Source organism: Caulobacter endophyticus, from assembly GCF_029543245.1.
GTDB lineage: Bacteria > Pseudomonadota > Alphaproteobacteria > Caulobacterales > Caulobacteraceae > Caulobacter > Caulobacter endophyticus_A.
This window is the reverse complement of the sequence record NZ_JARQWV010000001.1, coordinates 299,167-318,125: the sequence shown is the minus strand read 5'-3', so window position 1 is coordinate 318,125 and position 18,959 is coordinate 299,167. Positions and strand designations below refer to the sequence as shown.

General features: G+C 69.9%; 14 protein-coding genes. 7 read left to right on the top strand and 7 right to left on the bottom strand.

What is annotated here, in order from left to right; translation table 11 throughout:
* Position 1: 1 nt before the first annotated feature.
* Together P7A99_RS01300 and P7A99_RS01295 are read right to left on the bottom strand one after the other, a co-directional pair.
* Complete coding sequence (locus tag P7A99_RS01300; RefSeq protein WP_277792149.1) at positions 2-943, bottom strand: alpha-E domain-containing protein; 942 nt, start codon at positions 941-943, stop codon at positions 2-4.
* Complete coding sequence (locus P7A99_RS01295; protein WP_277792281.1) at positions 940-2,469, bottom strand: circularly permuted type 2 ATP-grasp protein; 1,530 nt, start codon at positions 2,467-2,469, stop codon at positions 940-942. Before P7A99_RS01295 ends, P7A99_RS01300 begins: the two co-directional genes overlap by 4 nt.
* 261 nt (positions 2,470-2,730) lie before the next feature.
* Between P7A99_RS01295 and P7A99_RS01290 the strand changes: the two genes are divergently transcribed.
* The 7 genes from P7A99_RS01290 (at position 2,731) to P7A99_RS01260 (ending at position 14,331) form a co-directional block, all read left to right on the top strand.
* On the top strand, positions 2,731-4,512 hold the full coding sequence (locus P7A99_RS01290; RefSeq protein WP_431307629.1) for an autotransporter assembly complex protein TamA: 1,782 nt from the start codon (positions 2,731-2,733) through the stop codon (positions 4,510-4,512).
* Positions 4,509-8,681: a translocation/assembly module TamB domain-containing protein gene (locus P7A99_RS01285; protein ID WP_277792147.1), complete on the top strand. Its 4,173-nt coding sequence runs from the start codon at positions 4,509-4,511 to the stop codon at positions 8,679-8,681. The genes P7A99_RS01290 and P7A99_RS01285 overlap by 4 nt, the downstream gene beginning before the upstream one ends.
* A gap of 100 nt (positions 8,682-8,781) precedes the next feature.
* Positions 8,782-10,041, top strand: a complete 1,260-nt coding sequence (locus P7A99_RS01280) for a hydrolase (protein ID WP_277792146.1) — start codon at positions 8,782-8,784, stop codon at positions 10,039-10,041.
* Complete coding sequence (locus P7A99_RS01275; protein ID WP_277792145.1) at positions 10,042-11,046, top strand: arginine N-succinyltransferase; 1,005 nt, start codon at positions 10,042-10,044, stop codon at positions 11,044-11,046. It begins immediately after the preceding gene.
* Positions 11,043-12,491, top strand: coding sequence for a succinylglutamate-semialdehyde dehydrogenase (astD, locus tag P7A99_RS01270; protein WP_277792144.1), 1,449 nt, complete (start codon positions 11,043-11,045; stop codon positions 12,489-12,491). The genes P7A99_RS01275 and astD overlap by 4 nt, the downstream gene beginning before the upstream one ends.
* The gene (gene astB / locus P7A99_RS01265; RefSeq protein ID WP_277792143.1) at positions 12,488-13,828 is read left to right on the top strand and encodes an N-succinylarginine dihydrolase; all 1,341 of its coding nucleotides are present in this window, start codon (positions 12,488-12,490) and stop codon (positions 13,826-13,828) included. The genes astD and astB overlap by 4 nt, the downstream gene beginning before the upstream one ends.
* Positions 13,825-14,331, top strand: a complete 507-nt coding sequence (locus P7A99_RS01260) for a GNAT family N-acetyltransferase (RefSeq protein WP_277792142.1) — start codon at positions 13,825-13,827, stop codon at positions 14,329-14,331. The genes astB and P7A99_RS01260 overlap by 4 nt, the downstream gene beginning before the upstream one ends.
* A 135-nt stretch (positions 14,332-14,466) precedes the next feature.
* Here the strand turns inward: P7A99_RS01260 and P7A99_RS01255 are convergent, their stop codons facing one another.
* Genes P7A99_RS01255 through P7A99_RS01235 form a run of 5 tightly spaced genes read right to left on the bottom strand, consistent with a single transcriptional unit; the run spans position 14,467 to position 18,955 of the window.
* Positions 14,467-15,366, bottom strand: a complete 900-nt coding sequence (locus P7A99_RS01255; protein WP_277792141.1) for a polysaccharide deacetylase family protein — start codon at positions 15,364-15,366, stop codon at positions 14,467-14,469.
* The gene (locus P7A99_RS01250) at positions 15,353-16,297 is read right to left on the bottom strand and encodes a polysaccharide deacetylase family protein (protein ID WP_277792140.1); all 945 of its coding nucleotides are present in this window, start codon (positions 16,295-16,297) and stop codon (positions 15,353-15,355) included. The genes P7A99_RS01255 and P7A99_RS01250 overlap by 14 nt, the downstream gene beginning before the upstream one ends.
* A gap of 17 nt (positions 16,298-16,314) precedes the next feature.
* Positions 16,315-17,175, bottom strand: coding sequence for an isocitrate lyase/PEP mutase family protein (locus tag P7A99_RS01245; protein ID WP_277792139.1), 861 nt, complete (start codon positions 17,173-17,175; stop codon positions 16,315-16,317).
* Complete coding sequence (locus P7A99_RS01240; protein WP_277792138.1) at positions 17,172-17,660, bottom strand: 3-isopropylmalate dehydratase; 489 nt, start codon at positions 17,658-17,660, stop codon at positions 17,172-17,174. Before P7A99_RS01240 ends, P7A99_RS01245 begins: the two co-directional genes overlap by 4 nt.
* Entirely contained in the window at positions 17,660-18,955 is a 1,296-nt protein-coding gene (locus P7A99_RS01235) for an aconitase/3-isopropylmalate dehydratase large subunit family protein (RefSeq protein WP_277792137.1), read from the bottom strand. The genes P7A99_RS01240 and P7A99_RS01235 overlap by 1 nt, the downstream gene beginning before the upstream one ends.
* Positions 18,956-18,959: the final 4 nt, after the last annotated feature.

The window sequence follows — 18,959 nt, the reverse complement described above, 5'->3', positions numbered from 1 at the left end:
GTCAGGCCGGCAGTCTGAGTTCGAGGGGGTAGGCGACGAAGGTCTCGTAGATCGCTTCGTGGATGCGGGCGCACTCGTTGACGACCGTGGTCAGCAGGGCGCCTGCGCCGATGGTCTCGAGTTCGTCGACGTCGGCGTATTGCAGGCGGGCCTTCAGCTTGCCGGCCAGACGCTCGGGGGCCGCGCGTCCGGCGGCCTCGACGTGGCGGGCAAGCGCCGTCAGGTGCTCCTCGATGCGCGAGGTGGCGAAGCGGATCGAGCGCGGGAAGTCCTCGTCGAAGACCAGGAATTCAAGAATGTGCCTGGGCTCGATCTCGGCGGTGTAGACCCGCAGGTACGGCTCCAGCGCGCAGGCCATACGCAGCAGGCTGACCAGCGCCAGGTGGTCGTGGATCTCGCGGCTGGGGGCCTGGGCGAAGCACACCTCCAGCAGGCTGGAGACCAGCTGGGCGCGTTCCAGGTACATGCCCAGCATCATGAACCGCCAGCTTTCGCCGTGGCTCATGGTGGCGTCGGCCGCGCCCTTGAAGAGGTGCACGTCGGCGATGACGTCGTGCAGGTAGGACACCGAATTGTCGGCGAATTCGGCCTCGGCTCCCGGATCGGTGACCCGCAGGTACAGGACGTTCAGCCGTTCCCAGGTCTCGGTGGTGATCTGGTCGCGCACCTGGCGGGCGTTCTCGCGGGCCATGGTCAGGGACGAGACCACCGAGTTGGGGTCGGAGCGGTCCAGCACCAGCGCGCGGGCGGCCTCGAAGGGCGAGACCTTGCCGGCCCCGTCGTCGCCGACGGCCGACAGGGCGATCCACACCGCCTGCATGCCGGAATCAGTCTGGTCCAGCGTGGCGTTCAACATCACGCTGGACAGGCGCGACAGGTGTTCGGCGCGCTCGATATAGCGGCCCAGCCAGTAGAGGCTGTCGGCGACCCGAGCGAGCATCATTGGCCTGCTCCCTTGTGGGCATGGCCGTTGCCGTTGTGGTGGCCGTTCTCTTCGGCCAGCACCCAGGTGTCCTTTGAGCCGCCGCCCTGGCTGGAATTGACCACCAGCGAGCCGCGCTTCAGCGCCACGCGGGTGAGGGCGCCGGGCGTGACGATCGTCTTTTCGCCCGACAGGATGAAGGGGCGCAGGTCGACGTGGCGCGGCTCGATGCGGCCGTCCACGAGACAGGGGGCGGTCGACAGCTGGATCGTGGGCTGGGCGATGTAGTTGGCCGGGTCGGCCTTCAGGGCCTCGGCGAAGTCGGCGCGCTCCTGGGCGCTCGCGTGCGGCCCGACCAGCATGCCGTAGCCGCCCGAGGCGCCCACGGCCTTGACCACCAGCTTGTCGAGATTGTCGAGCACGTGGCTGAGCTGGCTCTTCTCGCGACAGAGATAGGTTTCGATGTTGGGCAGGATCGGGTCTTCGCCGAGGTAGTAGCGGATGATGTCCGGCACGAAGGCGTAGACGGCCTTGTCGTCGGCGACGCCCGTGCCCGGGGCGTTGCAGATCACCACGTTGCCGGCGCGATAGGCGTTGAACAGGCCCGCGGCGCCCAGCGACGAATCCCGGCGGAAGGTGAGGGGGTCGATGAAGTCGTCGTCGACCCGGCGATAGATCACGTCCACCCGGCGCAGGCCAGTGGTGGTGCGCATGTAGACCATGTTGTCGTGCACCACGAGATCGCGGCCTTCGACCAGCGGCACGCCCATCAGGCGGGCCAGATAGGCGTGCTCGTAATAGGCGCTGTTGTAGACGCCGGGGGTCAGCACCACGACCTGCGGGTCAGAGCGCCAGTCGGCGCTCATGCTTTTCAGCGTGGCCAGCAGGAGGTCGGGATAGCGCTCGACCGGCCGCACGCCCGCCTCGCGATAGGTGCCCGGGAAGGTGCGCTTGGCCGCGTCGCGGTTGGCCAGCATGTACGACACGCCCGAGGGGACGCGCAGATTGTCCTCCAGCACGGCGAACTCGCCGTCCTGGCCGCGGATCAGGTCGCTGCCGCAGACATTGGCGTACGACTTGTGCGGCACGTAGAGGTTCTGCATCTCGCGCCGATACGACGGTGCGCCCAGCACCAGTTCGCGCGGCACCACGCCGTCCATCAGGATCTTCTGCTCGCCGTAGATGTCGGCGAGGAACATGTTCAGCGCCTGCAGGCGCTGGGTCAGGCCCGACTCGATCCGCGCCCACTCGGCGGCGGGAATGATCCGGGGAAAGAGGTCGGTAGGGATGATCCGCTCGGTGGCGCTGCCAGCGCCATAGACCGTGAAGGTGATGCCTTGCAGCAGGAACGAGCGTTCAAGGGTCTTCTGCCGGTCGGCCAGGGCCGAGGCGCCCAGGGTCGCCATCCGCGATTGCAACGGGGCGTAGTGGGCCCGCACGTCGCCGCCGGCGGCGAACATCTCGTCGTAAGCTATGCCTGGAAGATAGGCCGCGCCCGTCATCGGCAGGGTTGGGGCCTCGTCCAGGCTCTGTAGTTTCGCCGCCACGCCGGTGTCCACGTTGATTGTCCGTCTCTTGGACCCGCGCCGAAGCGGCGCTGGTCGATGGAAACCTAGAACGCCTCGAAAAGGTTCGCGGCGGATTTCGACCCTCGCCGCGCGGTTGCGCATGACTGCCTAGCATTTGGGCGCCGATTGCCGGGCCTGAGAAGACGTGATCGTTCGCTCCCGCAGCATTTCGCCGGGTGACAGCCGTGAAGCGCCCGACTACACGAGGTCCGGGGGCGCTCCGTGCGGGGACTTGGCTTGGTGCGTAAGACGACAGTCCTGGGCTTGGCGGCCGCGATCGCGGCCGTGGCGGCTCAGGCTAAAGCGGACGAACCATCGGCGACCATTACCGGCGTCGAGGATCGCGCCCTGCGCGAAGCCATTCAACGCGCCCTGACCCAGTCCGACGGCCCGCCGGCCAGCCGTTCCGAGGCCCGTAGGCGAGCCCGCGACGCCGCCGACGACGCCGTCGCCGTGATGCGCGCCGAGGGCTACTACGCCTATGTCGTCGATCCCGACGTCACCGAGACGGACCCGCCGCGCGGCACGGTGAAGGTCACGCCGGGTCCGCTGTTCGTCATCGCCGATCCTCGAATCGACTGGTCGGGAACGCCGCCGGACGAGGGTGTCCGCGAGCGCGCGTTCTCGGTCCTGGGTCTTACCGAGGGGGCCGCCGGCCGGGCCGCCGAGATTCTGGGCGCCGAGGGCCGCGCCGTCGCCCAGGTGCAGAAGCTGGGCTATGCCGACGCCATGGCCGATCCGCGCCAGGTGATCGTCGACCACGCCGACCACACCGTCCGCCCGACCTTCGTCATCGCCGCGGGCGACCTGGTGAAGGTCGACGGCGTGGAGCTGTCGACCAAGGGCCGGACCAAGCTCGATTGGCTGCATCGCCTGGCGCCCTGGAAGGAAGGCGACGTCTACGATCCGGAGGACATCGCCGAGCTCGAGCGTCGCCTGCGAGACACCGGCGTCTACGACACCGTCTCGGTGGCCCTGGCGCCGAAGGACAAGGCCACGCCCGAAGGCCTGCGGCCGATCCAGGTCACGCTGTCAGACCGCGCCTCGCGGACCCTGGAACTGGGCGCCGGCTATTCGACCAGCGAAGGCCCTGGCGTCGACGCCAAGTGGATCCGCTACAACCGCCTGCGCCGCGCCGACACCACGACGATCACCACGCGCGTCGCCAAGCTGGAGAAGAGCCTGGAGGGCTCGGTGGCGCTGCCGCACTGGGGCCGCCCGCAGCAAACCCTGAAGCTGACCAGCCGGGTGTTCGCCGACACCACCGACGCCTATGACGAAACCGGCGCCACCTTGAGCGCGGACCTGACCCGCCGCTTGCAGACGACGCGCTACCGCACCTACGGTCTCTCGGTCGACCTGTCGCAGACCCAGGAACGAACAACCGCCAACGGCCTGCCGGTGGGCCAGCGGCTGAACCTGGCCACCTTCACGGCGCTGGGCGCCTATGCCTGGGACTATTCGGATAACATTCTGGATCCGCGCCGTGGCTGGCGGGTGGAGGCGCGGGCCGAGCCGACCGCCATCACCGGCGAGACCAGTCTCGTCTACATCCGCACCCAGGCCCAGGGATCGGCCTACATCCCGTTCGGCAAGGAAGCCGACACCGTGCTGGCCGGGCGTTTGAAGCTGGGCGCGATGCTCGGCGGCACCATGCCTGAAGTGCCGGCCTCGCGGCGCTTCTATTCGGGCGGCGGCGGGTCGGTGCGCGGCTATTCCTACCAGGCCATCGGTCCGCGCCTGTCGGACAACACGCCGCAAGGCGGCCTGTCGCTGTTCGAAGGCTCGATTGAGCTGCGCCATCGCTTCACCCAGCAGTGGGGCGGGGTGGTGTTCATCGACGCGGGCGCCGTCGGGACCGAGCCGACGCCCAACACCCGCGACTTCAGCGTCGGCGCCGGTTTCGGGGTTCGCTACGACCTCGGCTTCGGCCCGATCCGCGCCGACATCGCCTTTCCGCTCGAAAAGCGCGAGGGCGACTCGGCATTTCAGATCTATCTCAGCATCGGGCAGAGCTTTTGACCGACGCCGCGCCGCCGCCCGAACCCGTCGAGCAAGTCGCCGAAGCCGCGGCCAAGGTCGCGCGCCGCGTCGGCGGGCCCGGCCTGCTGATCATCATCTCGGTGACGCTGGTCGCCATTGTCGCGCTCGTTCTGGGCGTCGTGCGTTACGGCGTGATCACGCCGCAGGGCCGGGCCTTCCTCGAAGCACGCACCAGCGGCTTGAAGCTGGGCCGCATCGGCACGCTCAAGATCGAGGGCCTGTCAGGCGACATCTGGCGTGACTTCGGCGTGCGCCGGCTGACCATCTCCGACGAAAAGGGCGTCTGGCTGGAAGGCGCGGACCTGCGCGTCGTCTGGAAGCCCCGCGAGCTTTGGTGGCGGCGCTTTCACGCCGAAAGCATCGAGGCGCGGCAGGTGACGCTGGTGCGCCGTCCGACGCTCGGGCCGAAGGGCAAGTCGGGCGCGGCGCCGATCTCGGCTGATCTCGACGCCTTCAAGTTGCGGCTGGTCACGCGGCCGGCCTTCAGCAACGTCGCCGGCGATTTCGACCTGTCGGGCGCTTTTGAGATGGCGCGGCTGGGCGGCCAGGCCGGTCGGCTTTCGGCGGCCAGCCGGTTGCATCCTGGCGACCACCTGGACCTCGTCTTCGACCTTGGTCGAGACAAGACCCTGCTGCTGACCGCGGTCGGACGGGAGGCCAAAGGCGGGGCGCTGGCCGGCAGCCTGGGCCTGCCGGCCGATCGCCCCTTCATGCTTGACGCCAAGGCCAACGGCACGACGCAGGCCGGCGCCTTCACGGTCAAGGCCCAGAGCGGCCAGGATGTGCCTCTCCGCGCCGGCGGCGCCTGGAACGCCCAGGGCGGTTCGGCCAGCGGCCATGTCGACCTGTCGGCCTCCAGTCACACCGATCTCTACGAGCGCATGTTCGGGGCGTCGGTCGACCTCGACGTCGTCGGTCGCAAGGCCGGCGCGCTGACCGACCTGTCGCTGAAGCTGCGCGCGCCCAACCTGTTGCTCGACGCCCGGGGACCGGCCGACCTGGCCAAGCGTCGCACCGCGCCGGAGGGCGTGACCTTCTCGGCGGCCGTGAAGGACCTCTCCAAGATCACGCCGATGCCGAAGATGGGCGCGGCCAGGGCGCAGGGCGTCTTCAAGCTGGGCGACGGCGGCTTCTCGGTCGAGGGGCCGGGCGACGTCTCCAATCTCGAACTGTTCGGCTACCGCCTGGCGCGGGCCAAGGGGCCGGTGTTCGTCGGCTGGAGCAAGGGCGAGCTGACCATCCGCGCCTCGGCGAGCGGCGAGGGCGGGGCGGGCGAGGGCCTGCTGGCGCCGCTGGGGCGCACGCCGAAGGCCGACTTCGAGGGCGCGCGCCTGAAGGACGGTCGGTTCCTGATCAAGCGCGCCAAGATCGTGGCGCCCAACATCGTCGTCGAGGGCGAGGGCCAGCGCGGTCTGCTGGGCGGCCTTTCGTTCGACGGCACGGCCAAGGTGGCGTCGCTGGCGCCCATCCGTCCCGGCATGAAGGGCTCGGCCTCGATCAAGTGGTCGGCCAGCCAGGCGCGCGACAAGCCCTGGAACTTCAACGCCGAAGCGCGGGGCGCGGGCTTCGCCAGCGGCCTGGCCGAGCTGGACCGCCTGCTTGGCGCTGCACCCCGGGTCTTGGCCCGCGCCGCGTGGGATAACGGCAAGCTTTCGGTGGCTGACGGCAAGCTCGACGGCGCGGTCGCGCGGGCCCGCACCTCCGGCGTCATGAATCCTGGGGGCAATCTGGCCTTCAAGCTCGACTGGTCGGCCGAAGGGCCGTTCGGCGCCGGTCCCGTCGAGGTTTCGGGTAAGGCGTCGGGCACGGGCGCGATCACCGGAACGCTCACGGCGCCGCGCGCCGACCTGCAGGCGGCCTTCGACAGCATCGATCTGCCGCGCCTGCCGCTGAAGGACGCCAAGCTGGCGCTCACCTTCGCCAAGCGAGCCGACGGCGCCGACGGCGCGGCGGCTCTCGAGGCGACCAGCCAGTACGGACCCGCGCGGGCCAAGACCGCCTTCGCCTTCGCACCGGGCGGCCTGGAGCTTTCCGGCCTCGACGTCGACGCGGGCGGTCTGAAGGCCGGGGGCGCGGCGTCGCTGCGCAACGGCCGCCCGGCCACCGCCGACTTGACCGTTGCCGTCGGTCCCGGCGCCTTCCTGGCCCAAGGCTCGGTGCGCGGTTCGGCGAAGATCGTCGACGCCGCCGGCGGGCCGACCGCCACCCTCGACCTGACTGCCCAGGACGTCACCGGCGGGGCCTGGAAGGTTCGCAACGCCGCCATCAAGGCCTCTGGGCCGATGAGCCGATTGCCGCTGACGCTGGACGCTCGCGGCGAGGGGCCGTCGGGACGGTGGCGCCTTGGCGGGACGGGCTTGCTGACCGAGCAGCCCGAGGACTATCTCCTGACCCTCGACGCCAAGGGGCGGATGGCCCGCACCGAGATATCGACCCGCGAGACCGCCCAACTGCGTCTGGGCGGACCGCGCACAACCGGCAAGGTGAGGCTGAACCTCGGCGACGGCCGCGCCGACGTCGATGTCGACGTGGGCGGAGACCTCGCCAATCTGCGCGCCGACCTCGTGGGCGTCAGCCTGACGGCGCTCAATCCCGACCTCACCGGCCGTTTCGACGCCCGGGTCTCCCTTCGCGGCCAGGGCGAGGCGCTTGATGGCGAGCTCGACGCCAACCTCTCCGGCGCCCGCGAACGCGGGGCCAAGGCCGAGCAGTCCCTGGACGCCACGATCCACGGCGACCTGCGCGACAAGGTGATGACCATCCGGGCCAACGGCAGCAATCCGCAAGGCCTGAAGGCCGAAGCCGACCTGACCTTGCCGACCGAAGCCTCGGCCAAGCCCTTCCGCCTGGCCATTGACCGAACGCGCGCCGTGAACGGCCGCTTCCTGGCCCAGGGCGAGATCAAGCCGCTGTGGGACCTGCTGATCGGGCCAGAGCGGGGGCTGTCGGGCAAGATCGACGCCGAGGGCACGCTGGCCGGCACGCTGGCCGATCCCCGCCTCGTGGGCCGCGCCTCGCTGTCGGGCGGTCGCTTCGAGGATGGCCAGACCGGCCTGCGCCTGCAGGACGTGGCGATCTCGGCCAATCTCGCCGACAACGCCATCGACGTCAGCCAGGCCCAGGCCGGCGATGGCCGCGGGGGCACGGCCTCAGGCGCGGGGCGGATCAGCCTGGCCCGCGACGGGGTGGGCAGCTTCCGTCTCGACATGAAGAACTTCCAGGTCATCGACAACGAGCTGGCCAAGGCCCAGGCCACGGGCCAGACGACGATCAACCGCGCCGCCGACGGCAAGGTGAAGCTGTCGGGCGCCCTGACGATCGACCGCGCCGACGTTTCGGCCCAGTCCAAGACTCCAGCCGGCGTCGTGTCGATGGACGTCATCGAGCGCAACCGGCCGCAGGACCTCGTCCAGGGCGTCGAGGTGCAGGCCCGCAAGCCCAATTCGGGCATGGCGCTGGACGTCACCCTCAAGGCCCCGCGCCGGATCTTCGTGAAGGGCAGGGGGCTGGATGTCGAACTGTCGCTGGACGCCCATGTCGGCGGCACCACGGCCAGCCCCGTGCTGGACGGCGTGGCCCGCGTGGTGCGCGGCGAATACGACTTCGCCGGCAAGCGCTTCGAATTCGACGACGACGGCGTCGTGCGCCTGGCCACCCAGCTGGAACGCATCCGCCTCGATTTGACCGCGACCCGCGAGGACGACGCCCTGACGGCGATCATCCAGGTCAAGGGCACGGCGGCCAAGCCTGAGATCACTCTGACCTCGAAGCCCGAACTGCCGCAGGACGAGGTGCTGTCGCAGGTGCTGTTCGGATCGTCGGCCGCCCAGCTGTCGCCGATCGAGGCCGCGCAGCTGGCCTCCGCCCTGGCTTCGCTGGCGGGCGGCGGCGGCTTCGACGTGATCGGCAACCTGCGCAGCTTCGCGCGGCTGGACCGCTTGGCCTTCGCCGAGAGCAGCACCGGTATGACCGTTGCGGGCGGCAAGTACGTCACCGACGACGTCTATGTGGAGATCATCGGCGGCGGCCGTGAAGGTCCAGCGGCTCAGGTCGAATGGCGTATCCGCCGGGCGCTTTCGCTGGTCTCGCGCCTGGGCGGCGACGGCGACGCCAAGCTTTCGGTGAAATGGCGAAAGGACTACAGGTAGAGGAAGGCTTTTGCGTCGGCGCGCGGTTTCCTCGCCAAAGGAAACAACGTTTTGCCCGCGCTCCCTGGACTAGGCTTGGGCCAAGGGAGACAGCGAATCCATGCGGATCGACGACGAAGATCGGGCTGTCCTGGGGAGTTTGGCCGCCGATGGGCCCCGGATGATCGACCGGGCCGTCGCCTGGTGCGCCATCAACTCGGGCAGTCGCCACATCGCGGGCCTGGAGCGGCAGAGGCAGGTTCTGGTTGAGGCCTTTTCGGCCCTGCCGGCCGCGCCGGCCGAGGTCCCGCTGAGCGCCTCGCCAGAGATCGCCGCCGACGGCCGGCAGGTCGAGCAGGCGCATCCGCCGGCCATCGCCGTCGTCGTGCGACCCGAGGCGCCGGTGCAGGTCGTGCTGACCGGTCACTACGACACCGTCTATCCCGAGACCTCGACCTTTCAAACCGTCAGCACGCGCCCGGACGGCGCGCTGCACGGTCCCGGCATCGCCGACATGAAGGGCGGCCTGTCGGTGATGCTCGGTGCGCTGGAGGCCTTCGAACGCCACCCCAAGGCCGGCAATCTCGGCTATCGCGTGCTGATCTCGCCCGACGAGGAGATCGGCTCGATCGCTTCGGCTCCGGTCCTGGCCGACTTCGCGCGCCTGGGCCATGTGGGCCTGACCTACGAGCCGGCCCTGGCCGACGGCGCCCTGGCCAGCGTGCGCAAGGGCTCTGGCAACTTCCATGTCGTGGTCCATGGCCGCGCCGCCCACGCAGGCCGTGACTTCGCCTCGGGCCGCAACGCGGTGATGGAGGCTGCGCGCCTGGCCCAGGCCCTGCACGCCCTCAACGGTCAGCGCGAGGGCGTCACCCTCAACGTCGCCAAGATCGACGGCGGCTCGCCGCTGAACATGGTGCCGGATGTGGCGGTGCTGCGGTTCAACGTCCGCTTTCCCTCGGCCGCCGACGCCGCCTGGCTGGAGGGCGAGATCGCCGCCATCGTGGCGACCACGACCGGCGACGAGCTGCACGCCCATCTGCACGGGCGGATCACCCGCGGCGCCAAGCCGTTCAACGCCGCACAGCAACGCCTGTTCGGCGCGGTCAAGGAGATCGGCGCGCTGCTCGGCCAAGACATCGCCTGGAAGCCGTCGGGCGGCGTCTGCGAGGGCAACAACCTCTTCGCCTCGGGCCTGCCCAACATCGACAGCCTGGGCGTTCGCGGCGGCGACATCCACAGCGAGGGCGAACACGCCTGGCCCGCCAGCTTCGTCGAGCGGGCCCAGCTTTCGGCCCTGACCCTGATGAAGCTCGCGAGCGGCGACATCGACGCCCACGCCATCCGCGCGGCCATGGCCGCCATGCCGGAGACACTCTGAATGCTCGTCGTGCGTCCCGCCGGATCGGCGGATTTCGACTCCCTTATGGAACTGGCGGTGCTGTCTGGGCGGGGCTTCACCAGCCTGCCTGAGGACGAACCGACCCTGCGCGAGCGCCTGGCGCTGTCGGAAGCCAGCTTCCAGGCCGGCGTCGCGCCGCTCGAGGCCTGGTACACCCTGATGCTGGAAGACCTGGAGACCGGGGTCATCGACGGCGTCGCGGGGGTCAAGGCGGCGGTGGGCATCAAGCGGCCTTTCTTTTCTTTCCGCGTCGTGACCCTGGCCCAGTCGTCGCCGGTGCTGGAGATGCGCTTCGACCACAAGGCCCTGGTGCTGGTGAACGAATGCGCCGGCTGGTCGGAGGTCGGCTCGCTGTTCCTGCGGCCCGAGAAGCGCAAGGGCGGGGCGGGGCGCCTGCTGGCCCAGTCGCGCTACATGCTGATCGGCATCGAGCCGCAGCGCTTTTCCGAGATGGTCCTGGCCGAGCTGCGCGGCTGGTTCGACGAGGACGGCAGCTGTCCGTTCTGGGAGCACCTGGCCAGCAAGTTCTTCCGGCTGGACTTCGACCAGGCCGACCTGATGAGCGCCTCGACCAATGGCCAGTTCATCCTCGACCTGGCGCCGCGCCATCCGATCTACACCGAGCTCCTGGCGCCTGCCGCCCGCGACGTGATCGGCAAGGTGCACCGCGACGGCGAGGCCGCCCGGGCCATGCTGGAGCGCGAGGGCTTCCGCTATCAGGGCCTCGTCGACCTGTTCGACGCCGGGCCGACCGTGGCCGCGCCGCGTGACGACATCCGCACGGTGCGTGACGCCAAACGCTTGCGGGTGAAGATCGGCGAGGACGCGTTCGGCGAAGAGGCTCTGATCTCGACCACCGAGGTCTCGCGGTTCCGGGCCGTGCGGGCGGCGGTGCTGATCGACGGCGAGGCGGCGATCCTCGACCGCGCGACGGCCGATGCGCTCGGCGTCAGCGAAGGCGAGAGCGTGCGGGTGAAGGCATGAGCGGCGTGTTCATCGACGGTGTCTGGAAGAGCGGGCAGGGGCCTGAGGCCGTTTCCACCGATCCGGCGACCGGCGAAGCGGTCTGGCGCGCTGCGACGGCTTCGGCGACCGATGTCGAGGCGGCTGTCGCCGCCGCGCGCAAAGCGTTCCATCCCTGGGCCGACCTGCCGCGAGAGGCGCGGATCGCCATCCTGCGCCGCTACAAGGCGGTGCTGGTAGAGCGCTCGGCGGCATACGCCGAGGCCTTGAGCCGGGAGACGGGCAAGGCGCTGTGGGAGACCAAGGCCGAGCTGGCCTCGATGGCCGGCAAGGTCGACGCCTCGATCAAGGCCTATGACGAGCGCACGGGCGTGGCCGAGAACGCCATGCCCTTCGGTCGCGCGGTGCTGCGCCACCGGCCGCATGGGGTGATGGCGGTGCTGGGGCCGTTCAACTTCCCCGGACACCTGCCCAACGGCCACATCGTGCCGGCCCTGCTGGCCGGCGACACCGTGGTCTTCAAGCCCTCGGAAGAGACGCCCCTGGCCGGCCAGCTGCTGGTCGAGGCGCTGGAGGCGGCGGGGGTGCCCGCCGGCGTCGTCAATCTGGTGCAGGGCGGGCGCGAGGTTGGCCAGGCCCTGATCGACCAGGAGATCGACGGCCTGCTGTTCACCGGCTCGGCCCAGGCCGGCGCCTTCTTCCGCCGTCACTTCGCCGACCGGCCGGACGTGATCCTGGCCCTGGAGCTGGGCGGCAACAATCCGCTGGTGGCCTGGCAGGCGGGCGATCCAGTGGCCGTCGCGGCCCTGGTGGCGCAGTCGGCCTTCATCACCACCGGCCAGCGCTGCTCCTGCGCCCGCCGGCTGATCGTGCCGAATGGCGCGGAAGGCCAGGCGATCATCGATGCGGTGCTCGATCTCGTCCCACGCCTGTCGATCGGTCCGTGGAACGGCGATGAGCCGTTCATGGGCCCGCTGATCTCCGAACGCGCCGCCGGTCACGCCCTGGCCGCCGCCGGACGTATCGAAGGCAAGCGCCTGCTGGAACCCGGCCGTGTCGAGGGTCTGTCGGGCGCCTTCGTCTCGCCGGGCCTGATCGACGTCACCGGCGTCGAGGTTCCGGACGAAGAGATTTTCGCCCCGATCCTGCAGGTGCGCCGCGTCGCCTCGTTCGACGAGGCGCTCGCGGCCGCCAACGCGACCCGCTACGGCTTGTCGGCCGGCTTGATCAGCGAGAACCCGGCCCTCTGGGATCGCTTCGTGGCCCGCATCCGGGCCGGGGTGGTGAACCTCAACCGCCCGACCACGGGCGCGGCCGGGACCATGCCGTTCGGCGGACTTGGGGCCTCGGGCAACCATCGTCCCAGCGCCTATTACGCGGCCGACTACTGCGCCTATCCGGTGGCCAGTTTCGAGGCCGGCGCGGTTCTCGACACGACGGGCGACATCAAGGGCCTGCGCCCGTGAGTTTCGCGGTCGAAGCCAACTGCGACGGCCTAGTCGGTCCGACCCACTCCTATGTCGGCCTGTCGCCCGGCAACATTGCTAGCCAGGTCAACGCCGGCCAGGTTTCCGACCCGCGCGCGGCGGTGCTGGAGGGGCTGGATAAGATGCGCCGCCTGGCCGACTGGGGCGTGCCGCAGTTCGTGCTGCCGCCGCATGAGCGGCCGGCCGTGGCGTTTCTGAAGTCGATCGGCTTCGCTGGCTCCGACGCCGCCGTCATCGAGGCCGCCTGGAAGACCGCGCCAGCCTTGGCGGCGGCCGCCTGCTCGGCCTCGCCGATGTGGGCCGCCAACGCCGCCACCGTCACGCCCAGCGCCGACGCCGCCGACGGCCGGGTGCACTTCACGCCTGCCAACCTGCTGACCAACCTGCATCGCAGTCTGGAGGGGCCGCAGACCGCCCGGGCGCTGCGCCGACTGTTCGCGGACGAGGCCCGGTTCGCCGTCCATGACCCGTTGCCCGCCCAGCCGCATTTCGCCGACGAGGGCGCGGCCAATCACGTGCGGCTCTGCGCTGATCACGGCGCGCCGGGGGTCAATCTCTTCGTCTGGGGCCGCGAGGCCTGGGAGCAGTGGAGCGGCGTCTATCCGGCCCGCCAGACCCGCGAGGCCTTCGAGGCGATCCAGCGCCGCCACGCCGCCGCCCGCGCGGTCTTCCCGCGCCAGGGCCGCCGGGCCATCGCCGGCGGGGCCTTTCACAACGACGTGGTGTGTGTGGGCACGCGCGAGACCCTGTTCTTCCACGAGGCCGCCTTCGAGGATCGCACCGCCATGGAGGATGAGGTCCGCCGCGCCGCCGAGGGCCTGTTCGAGCCGGTGTTCGCCGAGGTCTCCGAAGCCGACCTGCCGATTGAGGATCTGGTCAAGAGCTACCTCTTCAACTCCCAGCTTCTGGTCCTGCCCGGCGAGGATCGCCTGGTGCTGCTGGCCCCGGGCGAGACCCGCGACAATCCCCGCGCCCGCGCGGTGGCCGAGAGCCTGGTCGCCTCCAACGGCCCGATCGGTCGCGTGGAATATGCCGACGTCCGCCAGAGCATGCGCAACGGCGGCGGCCCGGCCTGCCTGAGGCTTCGGGTGGTGCTGACGGAAGACGAACTGGCCGCCGCCAACCCGGCTCAGCGCTTTGACGCGACCCTGCACGAACGCTTGGCGGACTGGGGCGCGCGCCGCTATCGCGATCGCTTGGCGCCGGCCGATCTGGCCGATCCGGCCCTGCTGGTTGAAAGCCGCGAGGCGCTGGATGAGCTGACCGCCATCCTGGATCTCGGCGGCGGGTTCTATCCGTTTCAGAGGGACGGATGAGCTTTTCGATACGTGCGACGACCTTCGACGACGCGGCGGCTGTGGCCGCCGTGCACCGAGCCACGGCTTCGATCCCTGGCGGCATCGCCCGTCGACCCGAAGAGATCACCGACGCCTATATCGCCCGGATCCTGGAAGCCGCCCTGGCCGATGGCGTCGGGTTGGTGGCGGTCGACGTAGGGGGCGCGGTGATCGGCGAGATCCACGCCGTGCGCATTCCAGTGAAGCTGTTCTCGCACGTGCTGTCCGACCTGACCGTGGCCGTGCATCCCGACTGGCGGGGCAGGGGCGTCGGCTCGGCCCTGTTCCAGGCGCTGTTTTCGGCCGCGCGGGCGATGGACCCGCCGATCGTACGGGTGGAGTTGAACGCCGGCGCGGGGAACGCGGGCGCGTTGCGGCTCTATGAACGGCTGGGTTTTCGGATCGAGGGCCGTCTGGAGAAGCGCGGGCGGTTCCCGGATGGGACGTTCGAGGACGACATCGCGATGGGGCTGATCCTCTGATCCTCCCCCTGAAGGGGGAGGTGGCCCGGAGGGCCGGAGGGGGAAGTCTTTGCTGCATTCGATGAAGTCGTTGGCGGAAGTAGTCTCGTCCCCCTCCGTCGGCTTCGCCGACACCTCCCCCTTCAGGGGGAGGATCTATGCCGCGATCTCGCTCGCCGTTATCGCCTTGACCCCCATCTCGCCCAACCCCGCCAGCAAGCGCCGCAGGGCCGAGATGCGGAACGGCTGGCCGGTCACGTACGGCGTCAGGGTGAAGCCCAGCACCCGCCCGCCGAAGCGATCGGCGTCCTGGGTCAGGTAGTCGGCCGCCTCCAGTACCTGGATCGCCCACTCGTCCTCGCTCTGGCGGCGGTCGATCATCAGCGCGCGGTCGTCGAGCTCGTTGGACAGCGGCAGGCCGATCACCTCGCCGGCGTCGGTCTTCATCGCCACGGGAACCTCGTCCTGCTCCCAGTCGAGGCAGATCTCGAAGCCGGCGGCGCGGATCAGGTCCAGCGTGGCGAACGACTGCTGCCGGGCCGGGCTCAGCCAGGCGCGCGGCTGCAAACCGGCCGCGTCGAACCGCGCGCGGACCTCGGCGACCCAGGCGGCCTCGGTCTCACGGTCGAGGCCGCCCCAATGGATGTGGGTGGTCGACAGGCCGTAGGCGGCGATCTCGTGGCCATCGGCCAGGATCGCCTCGAGCAGCGGCTTCAGACGCTCCAGCTGGTCGGCGTTGACCGGGAAGGTCGCCTTCATCCCCGCCGCCTTCAGGGCCTCGAGGATGCGATAGACCCCCACGCGGTTGCCATAGTCGCGCGTCGTGTAGTGGCGCAGGTCCGGATAGGGCGTGACCATCGCGCCGGGATGCTTGAACGGCTTGCCCGGCGGGTTCAGCGGATGGTGCTCGATCGGCACGACGATCATCGCCGTCACCGCCGCGCCGCTTGGCAGGGCGATCGGCGCGCGTTCGATGGCGGGCCGCCAGGCGTAGCGGTCTTGGTCCATGCCGTAGGACCGGTGCGGATAGATCAGGTGTTCGTCAGGCAGCGGCATTGTCGAACCCCGTTCCCGGCGTGGCCAGGCCGCGCGCGGCGATGTCGGCCACGGTCTGGTCGAAGTAGTTTTCGCGATAGTGCTGAGCGATCTCGCGGGCCGTGGTGATCCACACCTCGTCGTGGCCGGCGATGTGGCGCAGGGCGTCCTCGAACGGTCGGATGCGGTGCGGCTGGCTGACGAGGTAGGCGTGCAGCGGGATGCACATCACAGTGCCCGACTTCTCGCCTTCCTCCAGCAACTGGTCGAAGTGGCGCTTGAGCACGTCGGCATAGCGCCAGGGGCTCATCGACAGCGCGCCGTAGGTGATGACGTCGTTGACCTCCAGCGAATAGGGCATCGAGATCAGCTTGCCCGTTTTGGTTTTCACCGGTTGGGGCTGGTCGTCCTGGAAGAGGTCGCAGGTGTACCAGAAGTCGTTTTCGGCCAGCAGGTCGAAGGTCTTTTCGGTGTGGGTCAAGGCCGGCGCCAGGTAGCCGCGGATGCGCTGGCCGGTGGCCGCCTCGACCGAGCGGATCGAGTCCTCGATCACAGCCCGCTCCTGGGCCTCGTCCATGCCGTAGGAGTAGCGGGTGTTGTAGATGCCGTGGCTGAAGAACTCCCAGTTCCGCGCCACGCAGGCCTCGATGATCTCCGGGTGGTGGTCCAGCAGGCCCACCGACAGCGAGATCGAGCCGCGCATCCCGTACTTGTCGAGCAGCTCCATCAGCCGCCAGTGGCCGACCCGGTTGCCCCAGTCGCGCTGCGAATAGCCCACCACGTCCGGCGAGGGCTTGGGCCAGCCGGGACGCTGCGGGTTCTTGGGCGGATCGAACTCGTAGTATTCGATGTTCGGCGCGATCCAGAAGGCCAGCTTCTTGCCGCCGGGCCAGACGATCTTGGGCCGGTCGCGATAGGGCCAGTGGTCGTAGAGGTTGGGATCAGCCTGCATCAATTACGCCTCCAGACTCACCCGGCGGCGTAGGCCGCGCCGGTCGCGGCCATATCAGCAAGGCCGATGCGGTCGTTCACGCCGCCCATGTCGATCATCCGCTCTGCGAACGGACGGGTGGCGCCGTTGGCCTTCAGGCTGGCGAGGAAAGCCTCGGCCGTCGGCACCAGGGCGCGCACCAGGGCGCCGGGCGAGATCACCAGCTTGAAGCCGATGCGGCCCAGTTCGCTTGTGTCCAGCAGCGGGGTCTTGCCGCCCTCGACCATGTTGGCCAGCAGCGGCACTCTCCCTGCGAAGGCGTGGGCGATGGCGCTCATCTCGCCGATGGTGCGCGGGGCCTCGACGAACAGCACGTCGGCGCCGGCCTCGACATAGGCGTGGGCGCGGTCGAGCGCGGCCTCGAAGCCTTCGACGCCGATCGCATCCGTGCGGGCGATGATCAGGGTCTGGTCGCTGGCCCGGGCGTCTAGCGCCGCACGGATCTTGCCCGCCATCTCGGCGGTCGAGACCAGGCTCTTGTCGGCCAGGTGCCCGCACTTCTTGGGGAAGGTCTGGTCTTCAAGCTGGATAGCCGAGGCGCCCATGCGCTCGAAGATCCGCACCGTCCGCTGCACGTTGACCGCGTTGCCAAAGCCCGTGTCACCGTCGACGATCAGCGGCAGGCTCACCCGCTCGGCCACGCGGCCCACCACGTCGGCCACGTGGTCGAACGACACCAGGCCGATATCAGGCCGGCCCAACTGGGTGTAGGCGATCGAGGCGCCCGAGAGATAGATCGCCTCGAAGCCGGCCTGCTCGATCAGCAGGGCCGAGAGGGCGTCATAGGCGCCGGGGGCCAGCAGCGGCGTATCTTGGGCGAGGCGGTCGCGCAGGCTCATGCGGCGGCTCCCTTCAGGCGTCGTTTCAGGTGCGGGATCAGGCCGCCGTCCTCGATCATCGCCATCAGGTGCGGCGGGATCGGCGTCAGGGCGTAGACCTTGCCCGTGGTCAAATTCTCGAGACGTCCGGCGACCGGATCCAAAGAGATCCGATCGCCGTCGCTCACCTCGCCGACCTGGGGAAACACGAAGGCCGGCAAGCCGAGGTTGATGGCGTTGCGGTAGAAGATGCGGGCGAACGAAGTCGCCAGCACCGCCGAGACGCCTAAAAGTCGTAGGGAGACGGCCGCCTGCTCACGCGACGAACCGAGGCCGAAATTGGCGCCGGCGAACACCACGTCGCCGGGCTGAACGGTGGATGCGAAGTCCGGGGCGATGGCCCGCAGGCAGTGCTGCGCCAACTGCGCCGGCGGCAGCTTCATCAGGTTGCCGGGGGCCAGCAGGTCGGTGTCGACAGCGTCGCCGAAGACGAAGGCGCGGGACATCAGGCGGCTCCCGTCAGGAAGGGGCGGGGATCGACGATGCGGCCGGTGGCCGCCGCCGCTGCTACGGCGTAGGGCGAGCCGAGATAGACGTTGGCGCCGGCATGACCCATGCGGCCCTGGAAGTTGCGGTTGGTCGACGAGATGCAGGTCTCACCCTCGGCCAGGATCCCCGCGCCCATGCCCGCGCAGGCGCCGCAGCCGGACGGCATCAGCACCGCGCCGGCCGCCAGCAGGGTCTCCATCACGCCTTCGCGGGCGGCGAGTTCGGCGGTGCGGGCCGAGCCCGGGGCCACCAGCAGCCGCACGCCGGGGGCCACGCGGCGGCCCCTCAGCACGTCGGCGGCCATGCGCAGGTCCTCGATCTTGGCCCCGACGCAGGCGCCGATATAGGCCTGGTCGATGCGGACCTCGGAAAACTCGGTCGCGTCGCGGGTATTGGCCGGCGAGTGCGGCGCGGCGATCTGCGGGATGAGATCGGCGGCGTCGAAGCGGTGCACGGCGGCGTAGGCCGCGTCGGCGTCCGAATGCAGCGCCAAAGCCGCGGCTTCGTCCGTCACCGGCGCGCCGCGCGCGGCCAGATGGGCGAAGGTGACGGCGTCGGGCGCCACCACGCCGGTCTCGGCGCCCAGTTCGGCGGCCATGTTGGCCAGCACCATGCGCTCGGCCATCGGCATGGCCTCCACGAGAGGTCCAGCGAATTCCACCGCCTTGAAGGCGTTGTCCATGCCCAGTTCCCGGCACAGGAACAGCATGACGTCCTTGGCGGTGACGCCAGGGGCGAAGCCGCCGGTCCATTCGACGCGGATCGTCTCGGGCACGGCCAGCCAGGTCTCGCCGGTGGCGGCGATGGCGGCCATATCGGTCGCGCCGTAGCCGGCCGCATAGGCTCCGAAACCCCCGGCCGTGGGCGTATGGCTGTCGCCGCCGGCGATGAAGGCGCCCGGACGGATCAGGCCGTGCTCGGGCAAGACGAGGTGGCAGATGCCGACCATGTCGAAGAAGTTCGAGACGCCATAGTCGCGGGCGAAGTCGCGGGTGGTCTTCAGGATCGCCGCCGATTCCGCGTCGACGGCCGGCACGTAGTGGTCCGAGACGATGGCCACCTTGGCCGGGTCCCAGAGGCCGACGTCGAGCTCTTCGAGCAGCGGACGCCAGCGGCGCGGGCCGCTGCTGTCGTGCGCGAAGGCCAGATCCACCTTGGCCGTCACGAGGTCGCCGGCGCGCACGTCCGGCAGGCCTGCGGCCTTGGCGATCACCTTCTCGACGAGCGTCCTTCCGCTCCCTTGGCCAACCACTTGG